The organism is Mesorhizobium sp. NZP2234, from assembly GCF_013170765.1.
In the GTDB taxonomy this organism is placed as follows: domain Bacteria; phylum Pseudomonadota; class Alphaproteobacteria; order Rhizobiales; family Rhizobiaceae; genus Mesorhizobium; species Mesorhizobium loti_D.
Genome location: NZ_CP033364.1, coordinates 3,271,552 through 3,286,222 on the forward strand (window position 1 = coordinate 3,271,552; position 14,671 = coordinate 3,286,222).

Sequence of the window (14,671 nt, forward strand, 5' to 3'; positions counted from 1 at the left end):
CATGGGCATCACGCGTTGCGGCGATTGTCGAGCGCGAAGGCGCCGGCGCCGGCGAAGACCAGATAGAGAAAGATGAAGCAGAACGAGATCGCCGCATCGCCGCTGTTGTTGACGGGGAAGAAGTCGCGCGGATAGTGCGCCATGAAATAGGCGATCGCCATCTCGCCGGCCAGAAGAAACGCGACGGGCCGCGTGAACAGGCCCAGTGCCAGCAGGCTGCCGCCGGCGAATTCGAGGATACCCGCGGTGAGCGACAGGCTGTTCAGGGCATGAGGTTGGGCGCTTAGCGGGAAGTTGAACAGTTTCTGGCTGCCATGCTCGATGAACTGCAGCGCGGTCATGATACGCAGCACGCCGAGTGCCTGCGGCTGGTATCTGGCAAGGCCTTCAAAAAGTTTCATCCGAACTCCATTTTCACCCTCCCGGCCCGGCGATAGATTATCGCCCAGCGACGGACCATTCACTTCCGTTGGCATGTCATCAACAATCGGTGATTGGAAATGTTCCCCGGTATTGCCCTTCCCATATTCTTCTCGCCTGGGTTGCATTTGTATCGCAAAGGTTGTATTAGCATAAGCGCTCTGAACAGGTGGATTTCCTTGCCATGAAAAAAGTCATCATCAGCCTATTCGCACTCGTCGCGGGCACCGGTTTCGCCGTGGCGGAGGACGCCGGCTGCGAGGCCTTCAAATGGCCGGTGACGCGGGAACAGGCGTTGTTTGCCGCGGCGCCGGCAACGCCGTCCGGAGGGACGCTGGCGGTCGGCGCGGCCGCTGACCTGGCGCTGGTGCCGGTCGACAAGGCCGCTTTCGCCGTGCCCCCTGAACATGCTCCGGGAGAGGGCACGTTTGGCGCTGTCGCCAGCGTGGCCGTGCCGCCCGAAGGCGCCATTCAGATAAGCCTGTCGGGCGAGGCGTGGATCGATGTCATCCAGGACGGCAAGGCCGTTAAATCGGCCGGCTACAGCGGGGTAAAAACCTGCCCTGGTATCCGCAAAAGCGTGCGCTTCAAGCTGGCGGCCGGCCCGGCCACCATCCAGTTCAGTGGCGCGAAAAAGGCTGAGCTGAAGGTCGCGGTGCTGACGCCGGAATAAATCGGCCGGTTGAGGCATGCGGCCCTTCGTCGGTGGTGCGAAGAAAGGCCGTCGCTTCATGCCAGCGGTGTCATAGCTTTCAGCGCACCGGCGCCATCAAGGCGAAATGCGCGCCTTGCGGGTCCTGGCATTGCACGATCCAGCTGCCGCCGGGCACCTCCATCGGCCCCATCAGGATCTTGCCGCCATTGTCGGTGACGCGTTTTGCGGCCGCGTCGATGCCGGTGACGTTGAAGTAGAACTGCCAGACCGGGACGGGGATCTGGGCAGGCTTGTTCATGATGCCGCCGCCAGATTCGGGGCCGGCCGTGAAAGTCTGGTAGATGCCCATCGGGCCCATGTCGAAATCGCCGGCGTTGGTCCAACCGAACTGGCTGGAATAGAAATCGAACGCGGCCTTCCAATCGCTGGTGTAGAGTTCGTGCCAGCCGATATGACCAGGCGTGCTGGCCGGCACGACGGGTTGGTCGGGGCCGTTCGGCTGCAGGAACATGAAGGCCGCGCCTTGCGGATCGGCGACAACGGCAAAGCGGCCGACGCCCGGAATGTCGCTGGGTTCACAGTGAACGCCGCCGCCGGCGGCTTTCACTGATTTCGTCGCGGCATCCACGTCCTTGGTCTTGATGTAACCAAGCCAGGCAGGCGGCGCGCCCATCTTTCTGACATCCTCGGGCATGGTCATCAGGCCGCCGACGCCGCGCTCGCCGACATTCATGACGATATAGCGCGGCATGCCAGGCGCCGTGTCGAAGGGCTGCGCCGTCCAGCCGACAACCTTGGTATAGAAGGCCTCGGCGGCATCGAGGTCTGATGTCATCAGCTCGTACCAGAAGAAAGGCATCGGGGATTTGGGCATGGTCGGTCTCCTCACCGTTCAGCATCGATCGTTGTCCGATCCATCGCAGGACGATCCTGGCGACGGAAATCCGACATCCGCCCGGACGAATAATGTCGACGCATGGCATGCGTTCCCGGGTTGCGCGCCCGACTTTTTTCAATTTCTCTGCGGCAAAAGAGGGGTTGTCGTTTCATGCGCCTGATGTCGCTCACGCCTGAGCTTGTCGCACTGTGCCATCGGCAGGAGGCCGATCCCGGACCGGACCCAAGCTGGACCGAGCTGAACGACGAGGATTTCCGGACCCTTGCCATGCGGCTTGCCGCTGAAGCGGACGAAGGGCCGCTCTGGGTATTCGCCTACGGGTCGCTGATCTGGAAGCCGGAATTCGAATCGGTGGAGCAAAGGCTCGCCACGGCCTTCGGCTGGCACCGCTCCTTCTGTCTCGACATGGTGCGCTGGCGCGGCAGTGCGGAGCAGCCGGGGCTGATGATGGCGCTCGAACGAGGTGGAAGGTGCAACGGCGTGATCTACCGCTTGCAGGAGGGCGAAAAACCGGCCCAGATCGAAAGGCTGCTGCGGCGCGAGATCAGCGACCATGAGAGCGTCAGCTCAGTCCGGTGGCTGCCCGTGCATACGGCGCAAGGCCCGTTGCGGGCGCTTGGTTTCTGGGTTGGCGTGAAGGGGCGGGGAACGTCGCTGGGCCAGCCACTGGACAAGGTGGCAAGCATATTGGCCAGGGCCTGCGGCCATATCGGCTCCGGCGCCGAATATCTCTACAACACTGTCAGCCATCTCGAGGCGTTCGGCATCCACGACCGCAATCTGTGGCGGCTGCAGGAGCTGGTGGCGGACGAGGTCCGGGCACTCCATGGCCGGCCGGACGACGAGCGCCACCCAGCTCGGCAAGACCAGCCGTCCTCAGCATAACATGAGTGAAAAAATCATGTTTTTATCAAACCTTTTCAGTAGCTTGCGCCGAAAATTGACCAATTGATAAAAAAATAAAACGTGCTAGCCTTCCCCAAAACAAAACATGGGGAACTGACAATGCCAGAAGGCCAGTTCAAGGAAGGTATTGCCGGCGGCCGGCTCGCGGCCGAGCAGTATGCGGATAATTTTTCCGACCTGCATCCGCCGCTCGATCACCACGAGGCGCTGGTCGAATCCGACCGCTGCTATTTCTGCTACGACGCGCCGTGCATGAACGCATGCCCGACCTCGATCGACATTCCGCTGTTCATCCGCCAGATCTCGACCGGCAATCCGATCGGCTCGGCCAAGACCATCTTCGACCAGAACATCCTTGGCGGCATGTGCGCCCGCGTGTGCCCGACCGAAACGCTGTGCGAAGAGGTCTGCGTGCGCGAGGTGGCGGAGGGCAAGCCGGTGCAGATCGGCCGCCTGCAGCGCTACGCCACCGATGTCGCGATGGCCGAGAACAAACAGTTTTATGCGCGCGCCGCGGCGACGGGGAAGACCGTTGCCGTGGTCGGCGCCGGCCCGGCCGGTCTTGCCGCCGCGCACCGGCTCGCCCGCCATGGCCATGACGTGACCATCCTGGAAGCGCGCCCGAAGGCCGGCGGCCTCAACGAGTATGGCATCGCCGCCTACAAGAGCGTCGACGATTTCGCCCAGGCCGAGGTCGACTATGTCACGGCGATCGGTGGCATCGACATCCAGAACGGCAAGGCGCTCGGCCGCGACTACCAGCTCTCCGACCTGATCCGCAATTACGACGCGGTGTTCCTCGGCATGGGGCTTGGCGGCGTCAATGCGCTGCGCGCCGATGGCGAGGATGCCGCCGGCGTCATCAACGCGGTGGAGTTCATCGCCGAACTGCGCCAGGCCGCCGATCTCGCCGGCCTGCCGGTTGGCCGCCGCGTCGTCGTCATCGGCGGCGGCATGACGGCGATCGACGCGGCCGTGCAGTCGAAGCTGCTCGGCGCCGAGGAGGTGACGATCTGTTACCGGCGCGGCCAGGAGCATATGAACGCCTCCGAGTTCGAGCAGGACCTGGCCGCCGCCAACGGTGTCACCATCCGCCACTGGCTGCAGCCGAAGCGGGTGATCGCCGAGGCCGGCAAGGTGTCGGGCATCGAACTCGAATACACGGCATTGAAGGGCGACAGGCTCGCAGGCACCGGCGAGACGCTGACGCTGGTCGCCGACCAGGTGTTCAAGGCGATCGGCCAGAGCTTTGTCCCGGCCGCCCTCAACGGCAGCGGTGCCTCGATCGAGCTCGAAGCCGGCCGTATCAAGGTCGACGCGGAAGGGCGTACCTCGCTGGCGAAAGTCTGGGCCGGCGGCGACTGCATCTTTGGTGGCGACGACCTGACCGTCTCCGCCGTGGCGCAAGGGCGCGATGCGGCGGAGAGCATACACAGGAGTCTGACGCAGGGATAAGGATCATGGCCACGGTGGAACCGGGCGTCGCCCGTCACTACGACATATCGGGTCTCGAGCAGCGCATCCTTGCCGCGCTCGCCGATACGGGCGTGGACGTTGCCCATCTAAGTGCGGGCGATCTTGAAGCGGTCGACGAATTCCACATTGGCGGCATCGCCGCCACAAGGGAACTCATCGGGCAGATGGGTTTGAAGCCTGGAGCCAGGCTGCTCGATATCGGATCGGGGGTGGGTGGTCCGGCCCGCTTTGCCGCCAACGAAGCCGGCGCTGATGTTACCGGCATCGATCTCACGCAAAGCTATGTCGACATCGCGACCAGCCTGTCGAAGCGCACGGGAATGGCCGACAGGACGCACTTCGTGCAGGGCAGCGCCTTGGACATGCCGTTCCAAAACGCCAGCTTCGACGCGGCCATGATCCTGCATGTCGGCATGAACCTTCCGGACAAGAAAAAGCTGATGAGCGAAGCCGCGCGCGTGCTCCGTCCGGGCGGCGTCTTCGCCGTTTATGATGTGATGCGGCTCAAGGGCGGCACGCTGACCTATCCGCTGCCATGGGCATCGGATGAAACCATGTCCTTCGTTGCCACGCCCGGTGACTATCGCGCGGCCGCTGCAGCCGCGGGGTTCTCGGTAACCGCCGAGCGGCCACGCGGCGCCTTTGCCATCGAATTCTTCGCCACTGTGCGTGCTCGGATGGCCGCCGCGCAAGCAGAAGGCAAAAAACCGCCGCCCGGCGTCGGCCTCATCATGGGCGAGAGCGCCCGCACCAAGATCGCCAATATCACCGCCGCGCTTGAAGGCGGCATTCTTGCACCCGTGGAACTGCTCCTTCGTCTCCGTTGAAAGGGACCTGTCATGGCTGACATCCGCAACAATTTCGTCGGCATCAAATCGCCCAATCCGTTCTGGCTGGCCTCTGCGCCGCCGACCGACAAGGCCTACAACGTCATCCGCGCCTTCAAGGCAGGATGGGGCGGCGTGGTGTGGAAGACGCTGGGCGAGGAAGGCCCGCCGGTGGTCAACGTCAACGGCCCGCGCTATGGCGCGATCTGGGGTGCGGACCGGCGCCTGCTCGGCCTCAACAACATCGAGCTGATCACAGACCGCGACCTGCAGACCAATCTGCGCGAGATGAAGCAGGTCAAGATGGATTGGCCCGACCGCGCGCTGATCGCCTCGATCATGGTGCCTTGCGTCGAGGAGAGCTGGAAATCCATCCTGCCACTGGTCGAAGAGACCGGTGCCGACGGCATCGAGCTCAATTTCGGCTGCCCGCACGGCATGTCGGAACGTGGCATGGGTGCGGCCGTCGGTCAGGTGCCGGAATATATCGAAATGGTGGTGCGCTGGTGCAAGCAGTACACGCGCATGCCCGTCATCACCAAGCTGACGCCCAACATCACGGATATCCGCAAGCCCGCGAGGGCGGCGCACGCGGGTGGCACCGACGCGGTGTCGCTGATCAACACCATCAATTCGATCACCGGTGTCGATCTCGACAGCTTCGCGCCGATGCCAACCATCGACGGCAAGGGCTCGCATGGCGGCTATTGCGGCCCGGCGGTGAAGCCGATCGCCATGAACATGGTGGCCGAAATCGCGCGCGATCCCGAGACCCGCGGCCTGCCGATCTCGGGCATTGGCGGCATTACCACCTGGCGCGACGCCGCCGAATTCCTGGCGCTTGGCGCCGGCAATGTGCAGGTGTGCACGGCGGCCATGACCTATGGCTTCAAGATCGTGCAGGAGATGATCGCCGGTCTCGAGAACTGGATGGACGAGAAGGGCCACCGCTCGCTCGACGACGTCATCGGTCGCGCCACGCCCAACGTCACCGACTGGCAGTATCTCAACCTCAACTATGTCGCCAAGGCGCGTATCGACCAGGACGCCTGCATCAAATGCGGCCGCTGCCACATCGCCTGCGAGGACACCTCGCACCAGGCGATCACCAACATGGTCAACGGCGTCAGGCATTTCGAGGTGATCGAGGCCGAGTGTGTCGGCTGCAATCTGTGCGTCAATGTCTGCCCGGTCGACAATTGCATCACCATGGAGCCGCTGGCCGCCGGGGCCATGGATGAGCGCACCGGCAAGCCGGTGTCGCCAATCTATGCCAACTGGACGACGCACCCGAACAATCCGATGGCCAAGGTGGCGGCGGAGTAGGGATTCGTCACGAGAAGGGCGCCGAGGACTCAGTAGCTCCCTGCTCCCCGTCACTATACGGGGAGAAGGTGCCGGTAGGCGGATGAGGGGCCGTGCGACCTTTGAGATGATCTGCCCGCCAGTCCCGCATTTCATGCGTCCCTGACGATCTGGCTCAAGCGCCCTGTGCGTTCGCACAGGGCGCTTTTGTATGGTCTTAGTCATCAGATCGCTAAGTTGGCGCTGCCCCTCATTGCCCTGCCGGGCATTTCTCCCCGTATAGTGACGGGGAGAAAGACGCTGTCATTTCCGATTTCGCCATCCACGTATTCTCGTTTCAAAAGCAGGGCTGCATTTTCTTATTGCAGATAAAAATTATCCACGATAAAAGATATCCATGAATTGGAGATCGGCATCATGAAGCTTGGCGAGGGCGTTGAAGCGGCCATCCACTGTGCGGCCACACTGGCCAGCGTGGACGGAAACAGCACCATGCCGGGTGCGGCTCTTGCCGAGTCCTTTGGCCTGTCGCCGAGCTATCTGCTGAAGCATCTCAACATGCTGTGCGCGGAGCGAATCCTGGAATCGGTGCCGGGACCGGCGGGCGGCTACCGGCTGGCGCGGCCGGCGGAGAGCATCACGCTGCTCGACATCGTGCTGGCCATCGAGGGGCGTGAACCGGCCTTTCGCTGCGGTGAGATCCGCCGCAACGGCCCGGTCAAGCTCGACGCCTCGGCCTATGTCAAACCCTGCGGCATCAACGCCGCGATGCTGAAAGCCGAACGCGCCTATCGGGCAGCGCTCGCCGAGACGAAGCTGTCCGACATCGTGGCGGATTACGCCGCGGAAGGGGATCCCAGATCGTACGCAGCGAGCTGCGCCTTCGTCGCGCGTCATCAACGGCCCCAGAAATCCAGTTCCACCCCGCGAAATCCAAAGCAGATGTGAAAGGACATCAAGATGAAACAGAGGATGCAATTCTTCGCCAAGGCGCCCGAGATCATGAAGGCGGTGTCGGCGCTCAACAAGGCGGTCGACGAATGCGGGCTGGAGGTGAGGCTGCTGCACCTGATCAAGCTCAGGGCCTCGCAGATCAATGGCTGTTCCTACTGTGTCGAGATGCACAGCCGCGAGGCGAGGCGCGACGGAGAGACAGAGCAGCGGCTTTATCTCGTCTCTGCCTGGAGGGAATCGCCGCTGTTCTCCGAACGTGAGCGCGCGGCCTTCGCCTGGACCGAGGCGGTGACCCTGATCGCCAACAATGGCGTATCGGACGAGCTCTATGCCCGTACGCTCGAGCATTTCTCGGACGAGGAACTCGTCAAGCTGTCGGTTGCGCTCGGCATGATCAACACCTGGAACCGGCTCTGCATCCCGTTCCACGCCATTCATCCGATGCCGGCCGCCAAGGCAGCCTGATTTTCCAGCGCCATGGGAGCGCCGCCGAGGCGGCGCTCCCACAGTTTTCAAAGGGGCGTTTGATGCCCGTCGATTTGCCTTCGACCCCGTTGTTCCTCGGCCGCCTGTTGCTCGGCGGCGCATCGTGATTGCCGCCGTGCATTGGACCTGCCGCCTATGCCGCAAACCTCAGCCCGCCATCGCAGGTCAGGACCTGGCCGGTCATGAAGCCGTTGGAGACGAGGAAGGCTATCGCCGAGGCGACATCCTCGGCGCGGCCGATCCTGCCCACGGGAGTCTTGCCGGCATATTCGGCGAAGACCGCCTGCCGCTGCTCGTCGGGCAAGAAGTCCCACCACGGCGTGTCGATGACGCCGGGCGCCACGACGTTGACGCGCAGCGGCTTCAGTTCGACCGCCAGGATCGGCGCCACGGTTAGCAACATGCCGTTGATGGCGCCGATGCCGGCGATGCCTGGCATGGCGACCTGAGCCGATACCGCCGATATGAAGGTGACCGATCCGGTCTTGCTGAGCGTCGGCAGGGCTGCCTGCAGGCAGGACAGTTGCGGCCGCACCTTCTCCTCGACGCCACTGCCTATGTCTGCAAGGTCGAGGGTCTCGAAGGGGCCAAGGCCCTTGCCGCCGCTCGCTGCCAGAACAAGATGGTCGAACGGGCCGAGGCGCTCGAAGAACTGACGCACTTCATCCGGCTTTGAAGCATCGAACGCGGCCTTTTCCGCGGCGCCGCCAAGGTTCTTCCAGGCGCGGTTGAGCTTGTCCTGGTTGCGCCCGGTGATCGTTACCTTCATGCCCGGCCCGATCAGCTTGCGCGCGGTGGCCAGGCCGATGCCGGATGAGCCGCCGATGATGACTGTGTGTTCTGTCTTGCCGGTCATGAATGTTCTTCCTTCGCTGTTGCCAGCCCGACAAGGTCGAGGCTCAAGCTCCGCAATTGCTGTCTTGCCCTGGCGTCGTAGGCCTGGGCGTCGGCGCGGGATTCGCGCAGGCCGTCGAAATAGAGGCCGCTGCGTCCTTCAAGCGCGGATGAGGTCGCGAGATTGACGATCGCGTCGGCGCCGGTTTCGACCGAACTCCATGGCGTCACCCCCGCTTGCCGGACCATGGTGGTGTTCATGTAGCTCGCCGGATGCAGCGCGTTGACGGTGACGCCGGTGCCTTTCAGCTCTTCCGCCAGATCGATGGTGAACAGAATCTGGGCCAGCTTGCTCTGGCAGTAGGCGCGCACGCCGCTATAGCCGCCGGCCAACATTACATCGCCGAAGTCGATTGCCTGCTGGCCGGCCGAAGCGACATTGACGATGCGCGCCGGCGCACTCGCCTTCAGCAACGGCAGAAGGTCCGAGGTCAGCAGGAAACCGGCGAGATAGTTGACCGCGAAGCGCAGTTCGTAGCCATCGGCGCTGATCTGCCGTTTGGCACCTGCTGTACCGATGCCGGCATTGTTGATGAGGATGTCGAGCTGGTCCGTCCTGGCGCGGACGGCCTCGGCGAGGCGGCGAATTTCGGCCAGCGAGGCGAGGTCGGCGGCGAAGAACTCGGCCTTGCCGCCGGCGGCCTCGATTTCGGCGACCACGGCCTTGCCGCGCTTGGCATCGCGGCCGTGCACCAGCACGCGCGCGCCGGCGGCGCCCAGTCTTTGCGCCACGACGCGGCCGACGCCGTCGGTCGAGCCGGTGATGAGGATTGTCTTGTCTTGCAGGTCCATGTCCGGAGCCTCCATTTCGTCGCTCCGGCTCGAAGATGGGACATCCGGCAGGCCTCAAACAGTTCAAACTTTATCCTGGTATCAGTACTGCTATAATAAGCGTCATGGATGCTCGCTCTCATTCCGCTGAAGACAGCCGCCGGCGCGAACTCGGCGCTTTCCTGCGCTCGCGACGCGAGAGGCTGACGCCCTCGGCAACCGGTATCGCGACAGGCCTCAGGCGGCGAACGCCGGGCCTGCGCCGCGAAGAAGTGGCAATGATCGCCGGCGTCGGCACCACTTGGTACACCTGGCTGGAGCAGGGCAGGGACGTGCGCCCTTCGGTGGAGGTGCTGACGGCGCTCAGCGAGGCACTGCGGCTGGACCCGGCTGAGAAACGGCATCTGTTCACGCTTGCCGGCCGCCAGCAGCCAGAGCGGCGGCGCATCGTGCCGGCAAAGGTCGACGGGCCCTTGCTGCACATGCTGCAAAGCCTGGTTCTGCAGCCCGCCTATGTGGTCGGCCCGCGCTGGGACGTGCTGGCCTGGAATGACGCGGCTGTTGCCATTTTCGGCGACTACGGCCTGTTGGAGGGCGACGCCCGCAACATCATCCATGGCGTTTTCACCGATCCGCACCGGCGGCATCTGCTGGTCGACTGGGAGCAGGTGGCCCGCGCTTCTCTCGCCGCGTTCCGCGCCGAGAGCGCGAAGTATGTCGGCGATCCGGATTTCGAGCGGCTGATCGCGCTGATGATGCGCTCAAGTCCCGAGTTCCGGGAATGGTGGCCGCAGCGCGACGTCGTGCACCGGCTGTCCGGCATGAAGCACCTGCGCCACCCCGCGGCCGGTCCGATGGTGTTCGAGCATATGAGCCTGTCGATCGATGACGGCTCGGACATGAAGCTGATCGTCTATACGCCGCTCGCCGAGCAGAACTCGATCGCAAAGCTGCAGACATTGCTGGACGCGCTGCCGGTCGAGCGGCGCAGCGCCTGAGCCGTCGCGGCAGCGATCAGGGCTTCGGCTTCAGCCCCTCAAGAAACAACTGCTCCAGAAACCGCGCCGCGTCCTCGAAGCGGCCGTCGCCGCCGCGGTTCGGTCCCAGCACCGCGCGGACCTGGACGTCGAAATCGGCATAGTGCTGCGTCGTCGCCCAGATCGAGAAGATCAGGTGCCAGGGGTCGGTCTTGGCGATCTTGCCGGCACGCATCCAGCCCTTGATGACGGATGCCTTCTCGTCCACCAGCGTCTTCAATTCGCCGGCCAGCAGCGGCATGATGCGCGGCGCGCCTTGCAGGATCTCGTTGGCGAACAGCCGGCTCTCGCGCGGGAAATCGCGCGCCATTTCGAGCTTGCGCCGGATGTAGCTCCTGAGCTCGGTCATGGGATCGCCGATGTCGTCGAGCTCGCGCAACGGCGCCAGCCAGGTGTCGAGCAGACGCTGCATCAAGGTCTCGTGAATGTCTTCCTTGCGGCGGAAGTAATAGAGCAGGTTCGGCTTTGACATGCCGGCGGCTTCGGCGATCTGGTCTATGGTCGAGCCTCGGAAGCCGTTTGTGGAGAACACCTCGAGCGCGGCCTCCAGGATGACTTCGCGCTTTTCCTGCTGGATGCGTGTGCGGCGGGGGGCTTCCGTGCCGGTGTTCACAGTTGCGGGCCCTCGCGTTGCCAAGTCTCGTGTTCAAGGTCATCTGGACCAATTCTCTGGACCAGTTTTTCCCCAGGCTGTGGAACGCACTTCAGGACCCGCATTTCCGCTAGTAATCCCTTGACCGCCGACAGGGCGGTGCTAACGTTTGTCCAATCGGTCAAAAATTTGCGTAGCATGAAAACGGCGCAAAGACCAAGCGTTGGACGCACCGAAACAGGTTACAAGGGGAAGTCTTGGTCATGTCCAACCGGCTGAAAGTCACGCCGAACGATCTCAGTGCATTCTGGATGCCGTTCACGGCAAACCGGCAGTTCAAGCAGGCGCCACGCATGTTCGTGTCCGCCAAGGACATGCATTACACGACCAGCGATGGCCGCAAGGTGCTGGACGGCACGGCGGGCCTGTGGTGCGTCAATGCCGGCCACTGCCGGCCGAAGATCACCGAGGCGATCCAGCACCAGGCCGCCGAACTCGACTACGCGCCTGCCTTCCAGATGGGCCATCCCATCGTGTTCGAACTGGCCAACCGCCTGGTCGACATCGCGCCCAAGGGCATGGACCACGTGTTCTTCACCAATTCCGGTTCGGAGTCGGTCGAGACCGCGCTGAAGATGGCGATCGCCTATCACCGGATGAAGGGTGAGGGCTCGCGCACCCGCCTGATCGGCCGCGAGCGCGGCTATCACGGTGTCAATTTCGGCGGTATCTCGGTCGGCGGCATCGTCACCAACCGCAAGATGTTCGGCACGCTGCTCGGCGGCGTCGACCACATGCCGCACACGCATCTGCCGGAGAAGAACGCCTTCTCCAAGGGCGTGCCGGAACATGGCGCGGAGCTCGCCAACGAGCTGGAGCGCATCGTCGCGCTGCACGACGCCTCGACCATCGCCGCTGTCATCGTCGAGCCGGTCGCCGGCTCCACCGGCGTCATCCTGCCGCCCAAGGGCTATCTGCAGAAGCTGCGCGAAATCTGCACCAAGCACGGCATCCTGCTGATCTTCGACGAGGTCATCACCGGGTTCGGCCGTCTCGGCGCGCCGTTCGCGGCCGACTATTTTGGCGTCACGCCAGATATCATGACCACGGCCAAGGGCGTCTCCAACGGCGTCATCCCGATGGGCGCGGTGTTCGTGAAGAAGGAAATCCACGACGCCTTCATGACCGGTCCCGAGCACATGATCGAGTTCTTCCACGGCTACACCTATTCGGGCAATCCGATCGCCTGTGCGGCCGCACTGGGCACGCTCGATACATACAAGGAAGAAGGCCTGCTTACCCGCGGCGAGGAACTGGCGCCTTATTGGGAAGACGCGCTGCACTCGCTGAAGGACGAGCCGCATGTCATCGACATCAGGAACATCGGCCTGATCGGCGCGATCGAACTGGCGCCGATCGCCGGCAGCCCGACCAAGCGCGCCTTCTCGGCCTTCGTCAAGGCGTTCGAACGCGGCGCGCTGATCCGCACCACCGGCGACATCATCGCGCTGTCGCCGCCGCTGATCATCACCAAGGGCCAGATCAACGAACTGATCGACCATGTGCGTGAAGTATTGAGGTCGATCGATTGAAGATCTGGGCGCGGATATCCCTCCCCCTCGAGGGGAGGGTGGCCGCGAAGCGGTCGGGTGGGGTCGCCTGACATAAGCTCGCCCTTCCCCTTGACCAACTGCGCGACATGCCAAGCGCTGTTTATGACATCGGGCTCGTCAACGCGAAAGATATCGAACCCGAGCGAACGCAGATAGGCATCACGAACAGCGTCGTGCCGTTTGCCCTTTGCGTGTTCGTGCAGATCGCCATCCACTTCGACCACCAGCTTCACACCAAAACAGGCGAAGTCGACGATGTATGCTCCAATCGGGCACTGGCGGCGGAATTTAATACCGGTCGATTTCAGCTCGCGCAGTTCATACCAGAGCAGGGATTCGCCCTTGGTCGCGTGAACTCGAAGCGCGCGCGCCTTCTGGCGCATTTCGAAGCTTACGCGTGTCCGGGGCATCAACGGCGGCCTCGCGGCAAAAGATCAGGTCGGCGCCCGGTCGCACCGACCCCACCCGACCGCTTCGCGGCCACCCTCCCCTCGAGGGGGAGGGGGACGCCGCGCAATTGGAGAGGTTTTGAATGGCCGCACCCGGCGAGAATCTGCGAATCAATTCAGACCGTTTGTGGGATTCGCTGATGGAGATGGCGAAGATCGGCCCCGGCATTGCCGGCGGCAACAATCGCCAGACGGTGACCGACGAGGATGGCGAGGGTCGGCATCTGTTCAAGCGCTGGTGCGAGGCCGCCGGGCTCGAAATGGGCGTCGACGAGATGGGCACCATGTTTGCCCGCCGCGAGGGCACCGATCCCAGCCTGCCGCCGGTCTATGTCGGCAGCCATCTCGACACGCAGCCGACAGGCGGCAAATATGACGGCGTGCTCGGCGTTCTGGGCGGGCTGGAAGTCGTGCGCTCGCTCAACGATCTCGGCATCAAGACCAAACATCCGATCGTCGTCACCAACTGGACCAACGAGGAAGGCTCGCGCTTCGCACCGGCGATGATGGCGTCGGGCGTGTTCGCCGGCGTGCTCGACCAGGCCGATGTCTACGAGCACACGGACAAGAACGGCAAGAAATTCGGCGAAGAGCTGGAGCGTATCGGCTGGAAGGGCACCGAGAAGGTTGGCGATCGCAAGATCCACGCCTTCTTCGAACTGCATATCGAGCAGGGCCCGATCCTTGAGGACGAAGACATCGACATCGGTGTCGTCACCCACGGCCAGGGCCTGAAATGGCTGCAGGTGACGCTGACCGGCAAGGAGGCGCATACCGGCTCGACGCCGATGCCCAAGCGCCGCAATGCCGGGCTCGGCATGGCTCGCGTGATCGAACTGGTGCATGAGATCGCCATGGACTACCAGCCCGACGCCGTCGGCGCGGTCGGCCACATGGAGGTCTATCCCAACTCGCGCAACATCATAGCCGGCCGCACCGTCTTCACCATCGACATACGCTCGCCCGAGAAAGAAGTGCTGGACGCCATGGATGGCCGCATCCGCGAAGGCATCGACACGATCTGCGAGGCGCTGGATATCCAGTACAAGGTCGAGCAGGTCGGCCATTTCGATCCGGTCACCTTCGATGCCGGCTGCGTGAAGGCTATCCGCGATGCCGCCGAACGGCTTGGCTACACCCACCGCAACATCGTCTCGGGTGCCGGCCACGATGCCTGCTGGATCAATCGCGTGGCGCCGACCGCAATGGTGATGTGCCCCTGCGTCGATGGGCTGAGCCACAACGAGGCCGAGGAAATTACCAAGGAATGGGCGAGCGCGGGCGCCGACGTGCTGTTCCATGCTGTGGTGGAGACGGCTGTCATCGTGGAGTGAGCTTTAGACATCCAGATTCCAAACGCCGCTCACGAAGAAGCGCGAAAAGAACAA

General features: G+C 63.4%; 15 protein-coding genes and 1 pseudogene. 10 read left to right on the forward strand and 6 right to left on the reverse strand.

What is annotated here, in order from left to right:
- Positions 1–8: 8 nt before the first annotated feature.
- Positions 9–401 carry a DoxX family protein gene (locus EB230_RS16070; RefSeq protein WP_056571901.1) on the reverse strand — a complete coding sequence of 131 codons (393 nt, stop codon included), beginning with the start codon at positions 399–401 and terminating at the stop codon, positions 9–11.
- Positions 402–604: 203 nt separating this feature from the next.
- Here EB230_RS16070 and EB230_RS16075 point away from each other — a divergent pair, with 203 nt between their 5' ends.
- Positions 605–1,093 carry a hypothetical protein gene (locus EB230_RS16075; protein WP_056571904.1) on the forward strand — a complete coding sequence of 163 codons (489 nt, stop codon included), beginning with the start codon at positions 605–607 and terminating at the stop codon, positions 1,091–1,093.
- Positions 1,094–1,172: 79 nt separating this feature from the next.
- Here the strand turns inward: EB230_RS16075 and EB230_RS16080 are convergent, their stop codons facing one another.
- Positions 1,173–1,949, reverse strand: a complete 777-nt coding sequence (locus tag EB230_RS16080; RefSeq protein ID WP_056571907.1) for a VOC family protein — start codon at positions 1,947–1,949, stop codon at positions 1,173–1,175.
- Positions 1,950–2,123: 174 nt separating this feature from the next.
- On the opposite strand from EB230_RS16080, the gene EB230_RS16085 reads away from it, so the two are divergent.
- From EB230_RS16085 to EB230_RS16110, 6 genes are all read left to right on the forward strand, one after another.
- On the forward strand, positions 2,124–2,858 hold the full coding sequence (locus EB230_RS16085; protein WP_056571909.1) for a gamma-glutamylcyclotransferase: 735 nt from the start codon (positions 2,124–2,126) through the stop codon (positions 2,856–2,858).
- 120 nt (positions 2,859–2,978) lie between these two features.
- Positions 2,979–4,334, forward strand: coding sequence for an NAD(P)-dependent oxidoreductase (locus tag EB230_RS16090; protein ID WP_056571913.1), 1,356 nt, complete (start codon positions 2,979–2,981; stop codon positions 4,332–4,334).
- Positions 4,335–4,339: 5 nt separating this feature from the next.
- Positions 4,340–5,182 carry a methyltransferase domain-containing protein gene (locus tag EB230_RS16095; protein ID WP_056571916.1) on the forward strand — a complete coding sequence of 281 codons (843 nt, stop codon included), beginning with the start codon at positions 4,340–4,342 and terminating at the stop codon, positions 5,180–5,182.
- A 12-nt stretch (positions 5,183–5,194) separates the two neighbouring features.
- Positions 5,195–6,508, forward strand: coding sequence for an NAD-dependent dihydropyrimidine dehydrogenase subunit PreA (gene preA, locus EB230_RS16100; RefSeq protein ID WP_056571919.1), 1,314 nt, complete (start codon positions 5,195–5,197; stop codon positions 6,506–6,508).
- Positions 6,509–6,904: 396 nt separating this feature from the next.
- A complete protein-coding gene (locus tag EB230_RS16105; protein WP_065005385.1) occupies positions 6,905–7,435 on the forward strand; it encodes an Rrf2 family transcriptional regulator in 531 nt (176 codons plus the stop codon).
- 12 nt (positions 7,436–7,447) lie between these two features.
- On the forward strand, positions 7,448–7,906 hold the full coding sequence (locus tag EB230_RS16110; RefSeq protein WP_056571921.1) for a carboxymuconolactone decarboxylase family protein: 459 nt from the start codon (positions 7,448–7,450) through the stop codon (positions 7,904–7,906).
- Positions 7,907–8,060: 154 nt separating this feature from the next.
- Here the strand turns inward: EB230_RS16110 and EB230_RS16115 are convergent, their stop codons facing one another.
- Together EB230_RS16115 and EB230_RS16120 are read right to left on the reverse strand one after the other, a co-directional pair.
- Positions 8,061–8,783: an SDR family oxidoreductase gene (locus EB230_RS16115; protein ID WP_172373195.1), complete on the reverse strand. Its 723-nt coding sequence runs from the start codon at positions 8,781–8,783 to the stop codon at positions 8,061–8,063.
- Positions 8,780–9,613, reverse strand: coding sequence for an SDR family oxidoreductase (locus EB230_RS16120; RefSeq protein ID WP_172373196.1), 834 nt, complete (start codon positions 9,611–9,613; stop codon positions 8,780–8,782). Before EB230_RS16120 ends, EB230_RS16115 begins: the two co-directional genes overlap by 4 nt.
- Positions 9,614–9,717: 104 nt before the next feature.
- On the opposite strand from EB230_RS16120, the gene EB230_RS16125 reads away from it, so the two are divergent.
- Positions 9,718–10,590, forward strand: coding sequence for a helix-turn-helix transcriptional regulator (locus tag EB230_RS16125; protein ID WP_172373197.1), 873 nt, complete (start codon positions 9,718–9,720; stop codon positions 10,588–10,590).
- Positions 10,591–10,606: 16 nt separating this feature from the next.
- On the opposite strand, the gene EB230_RS16130 is transcribed toward EB230_RS16125, so the two are convergent.
- Positions 10,607–11,242: a TetR family transcriptional regulator C-terminal domain-containing protein gene (locus EB230_RS16130; RefSeq protein ID WP_172373199.1), complete on the reverse strand. Its 636-nt coding sequence runs from the start codon at positions 11,240–11,242 to the stop codon at positions 10,607–10,609.
- A 242-nt stretch (positions 11,243–11,484) separates the two neighbouring features.
- Between EB230_RS16130 and EB230_RS16135 the strand changes: the two genes are divergently transcribed.
- Complete coding sequence (locus EB230_RS16135; protein ID WP_056572164.1) at positions 11,485–12,813, forward strand: aspartate aminotransferase family protein; 1,329 nt, start codon at positions 11,485–11,487, stop codon at positions 12,811–12,813.
- Positions 12,814–12,926: 113 nt separating this feature from the next.
- Here the strand turns inward: EB230_RS16135 and EB230_RS32635 are convergent.
- Positions 12,927–13,244: pseudogene (locus EB230_RS32635) on the reverse strand (DUF559 domain-containing protein); the annotation flags it as partial.
- Between the two features lie 122 nt (positions 13,245–13,366).
- On the opposite strand from EB230_RS32635, the gene EB230_RS16145 reads away from it, so the two are divergent.
- Complete coding sequence (locus EB230_RS16145) at positions 13,367–14,617, forward strand: Zn-dependent hydrolase (protein WP_056571939.1); 1,251 nt, start codon at positions 13,367–13,369, stop codon at positions 14,615–14,617.
- Positions 14,618–14,671 lie beyond the last annotated feature (54 nt).

Coding starts and splice junctions, on each gene's coding strand:
- EB230_RS16070 (WP_056571901.1), bottom strand. CDS start 401: ATGAAACTTTTTGAAGGCCTTGCCAGATACCAGCCGCAGGCACTCGGC.
- EB230_RS16075 (WP_056571904.1), top strand. CDS start 605: ATGAAAAAAGTCATCATCAGCCTATTCGCACTCGTCGCGGGCACCGGT.
- EB230_RS16080 (WP_056571907.1), bottom strand. CDS start 1,949: ATGCCCAAATCCCCGATGCCTTTCTTCTGGTACGAGCTGATGACATCA.
- EB230_RS16085 (WP_056571909.1), top strand. CDS start 2,124: ATGCGCCTGATGTCGCTCACGCCTGAGCTTGTCGCACTGTGCCATCGG.
- EB230_RS16090 (WP_056571913.1), top strand. CDS start 2,979: ATGCCAGAAGGCCAGTTCAAGGAAGGTATTGCCGGCGGCCGGCTCGCG.
- EB230_RS16095 (WP_056571916.1), top strand. CDS start 4,340: ATGGCCACGGTGGAACCGGGCGTCGCCCGTCACTACGACATATCGGGT.
- preA (WP_056571919.1), top strand. CDS start 5,195: ATGGCTGACATCCGCAACAATTTCGTCGGCATCAAATCGCCCAATCCG.
- EB230_RS16105 (WP_065005385.1), top strand. CDS start 6,905: ATGAAGCTTGGCGAGGGCGTTGAAGCGGCCATCCACTGTGCGGCCACA.
- EB230_RS16110 (WP_056571921.1), top strand. CDS start 7,448: ATGAAACAGAGGATGCAATTCTTCGCCAAGGCGCCCGAGATCATGAAG.
- EB230_RS16115 (WP_172373195.1), bottom strand. CDS start 8,783: ATGACCGGCAAGACAGAACACACAGTCATCATCGGCGGCTCATCCGGC.
- EB230_RS16120 (WP_172373196.1), bottom strand. CDS start 9,613: ATGGACCTGCAAGACAAGACAATCCTCATCACCGGCTCGACCGACGGC.
- EB230_RS16125 (WP_172373197.1), top strand. CDS start 9,718: ATGGATGCTCGCTCTCATTCCGCTGAAGACAGCCGCCGGCGCGAACTC.
- EB230_RS16135 (WP_056572164.1), top strand. CDS start 11,485: ATGTCCAACCGGCTGAAAGTCACGCCGAACGATCTCAGTGCATTCTGG.
- EB230_RS16145 (WP_056571939.1), top strand. CDS start 13,367: ATGGCCGCACCCGGCGAGAATCTGCGAATCAATTCAGACCGTTTGTGG.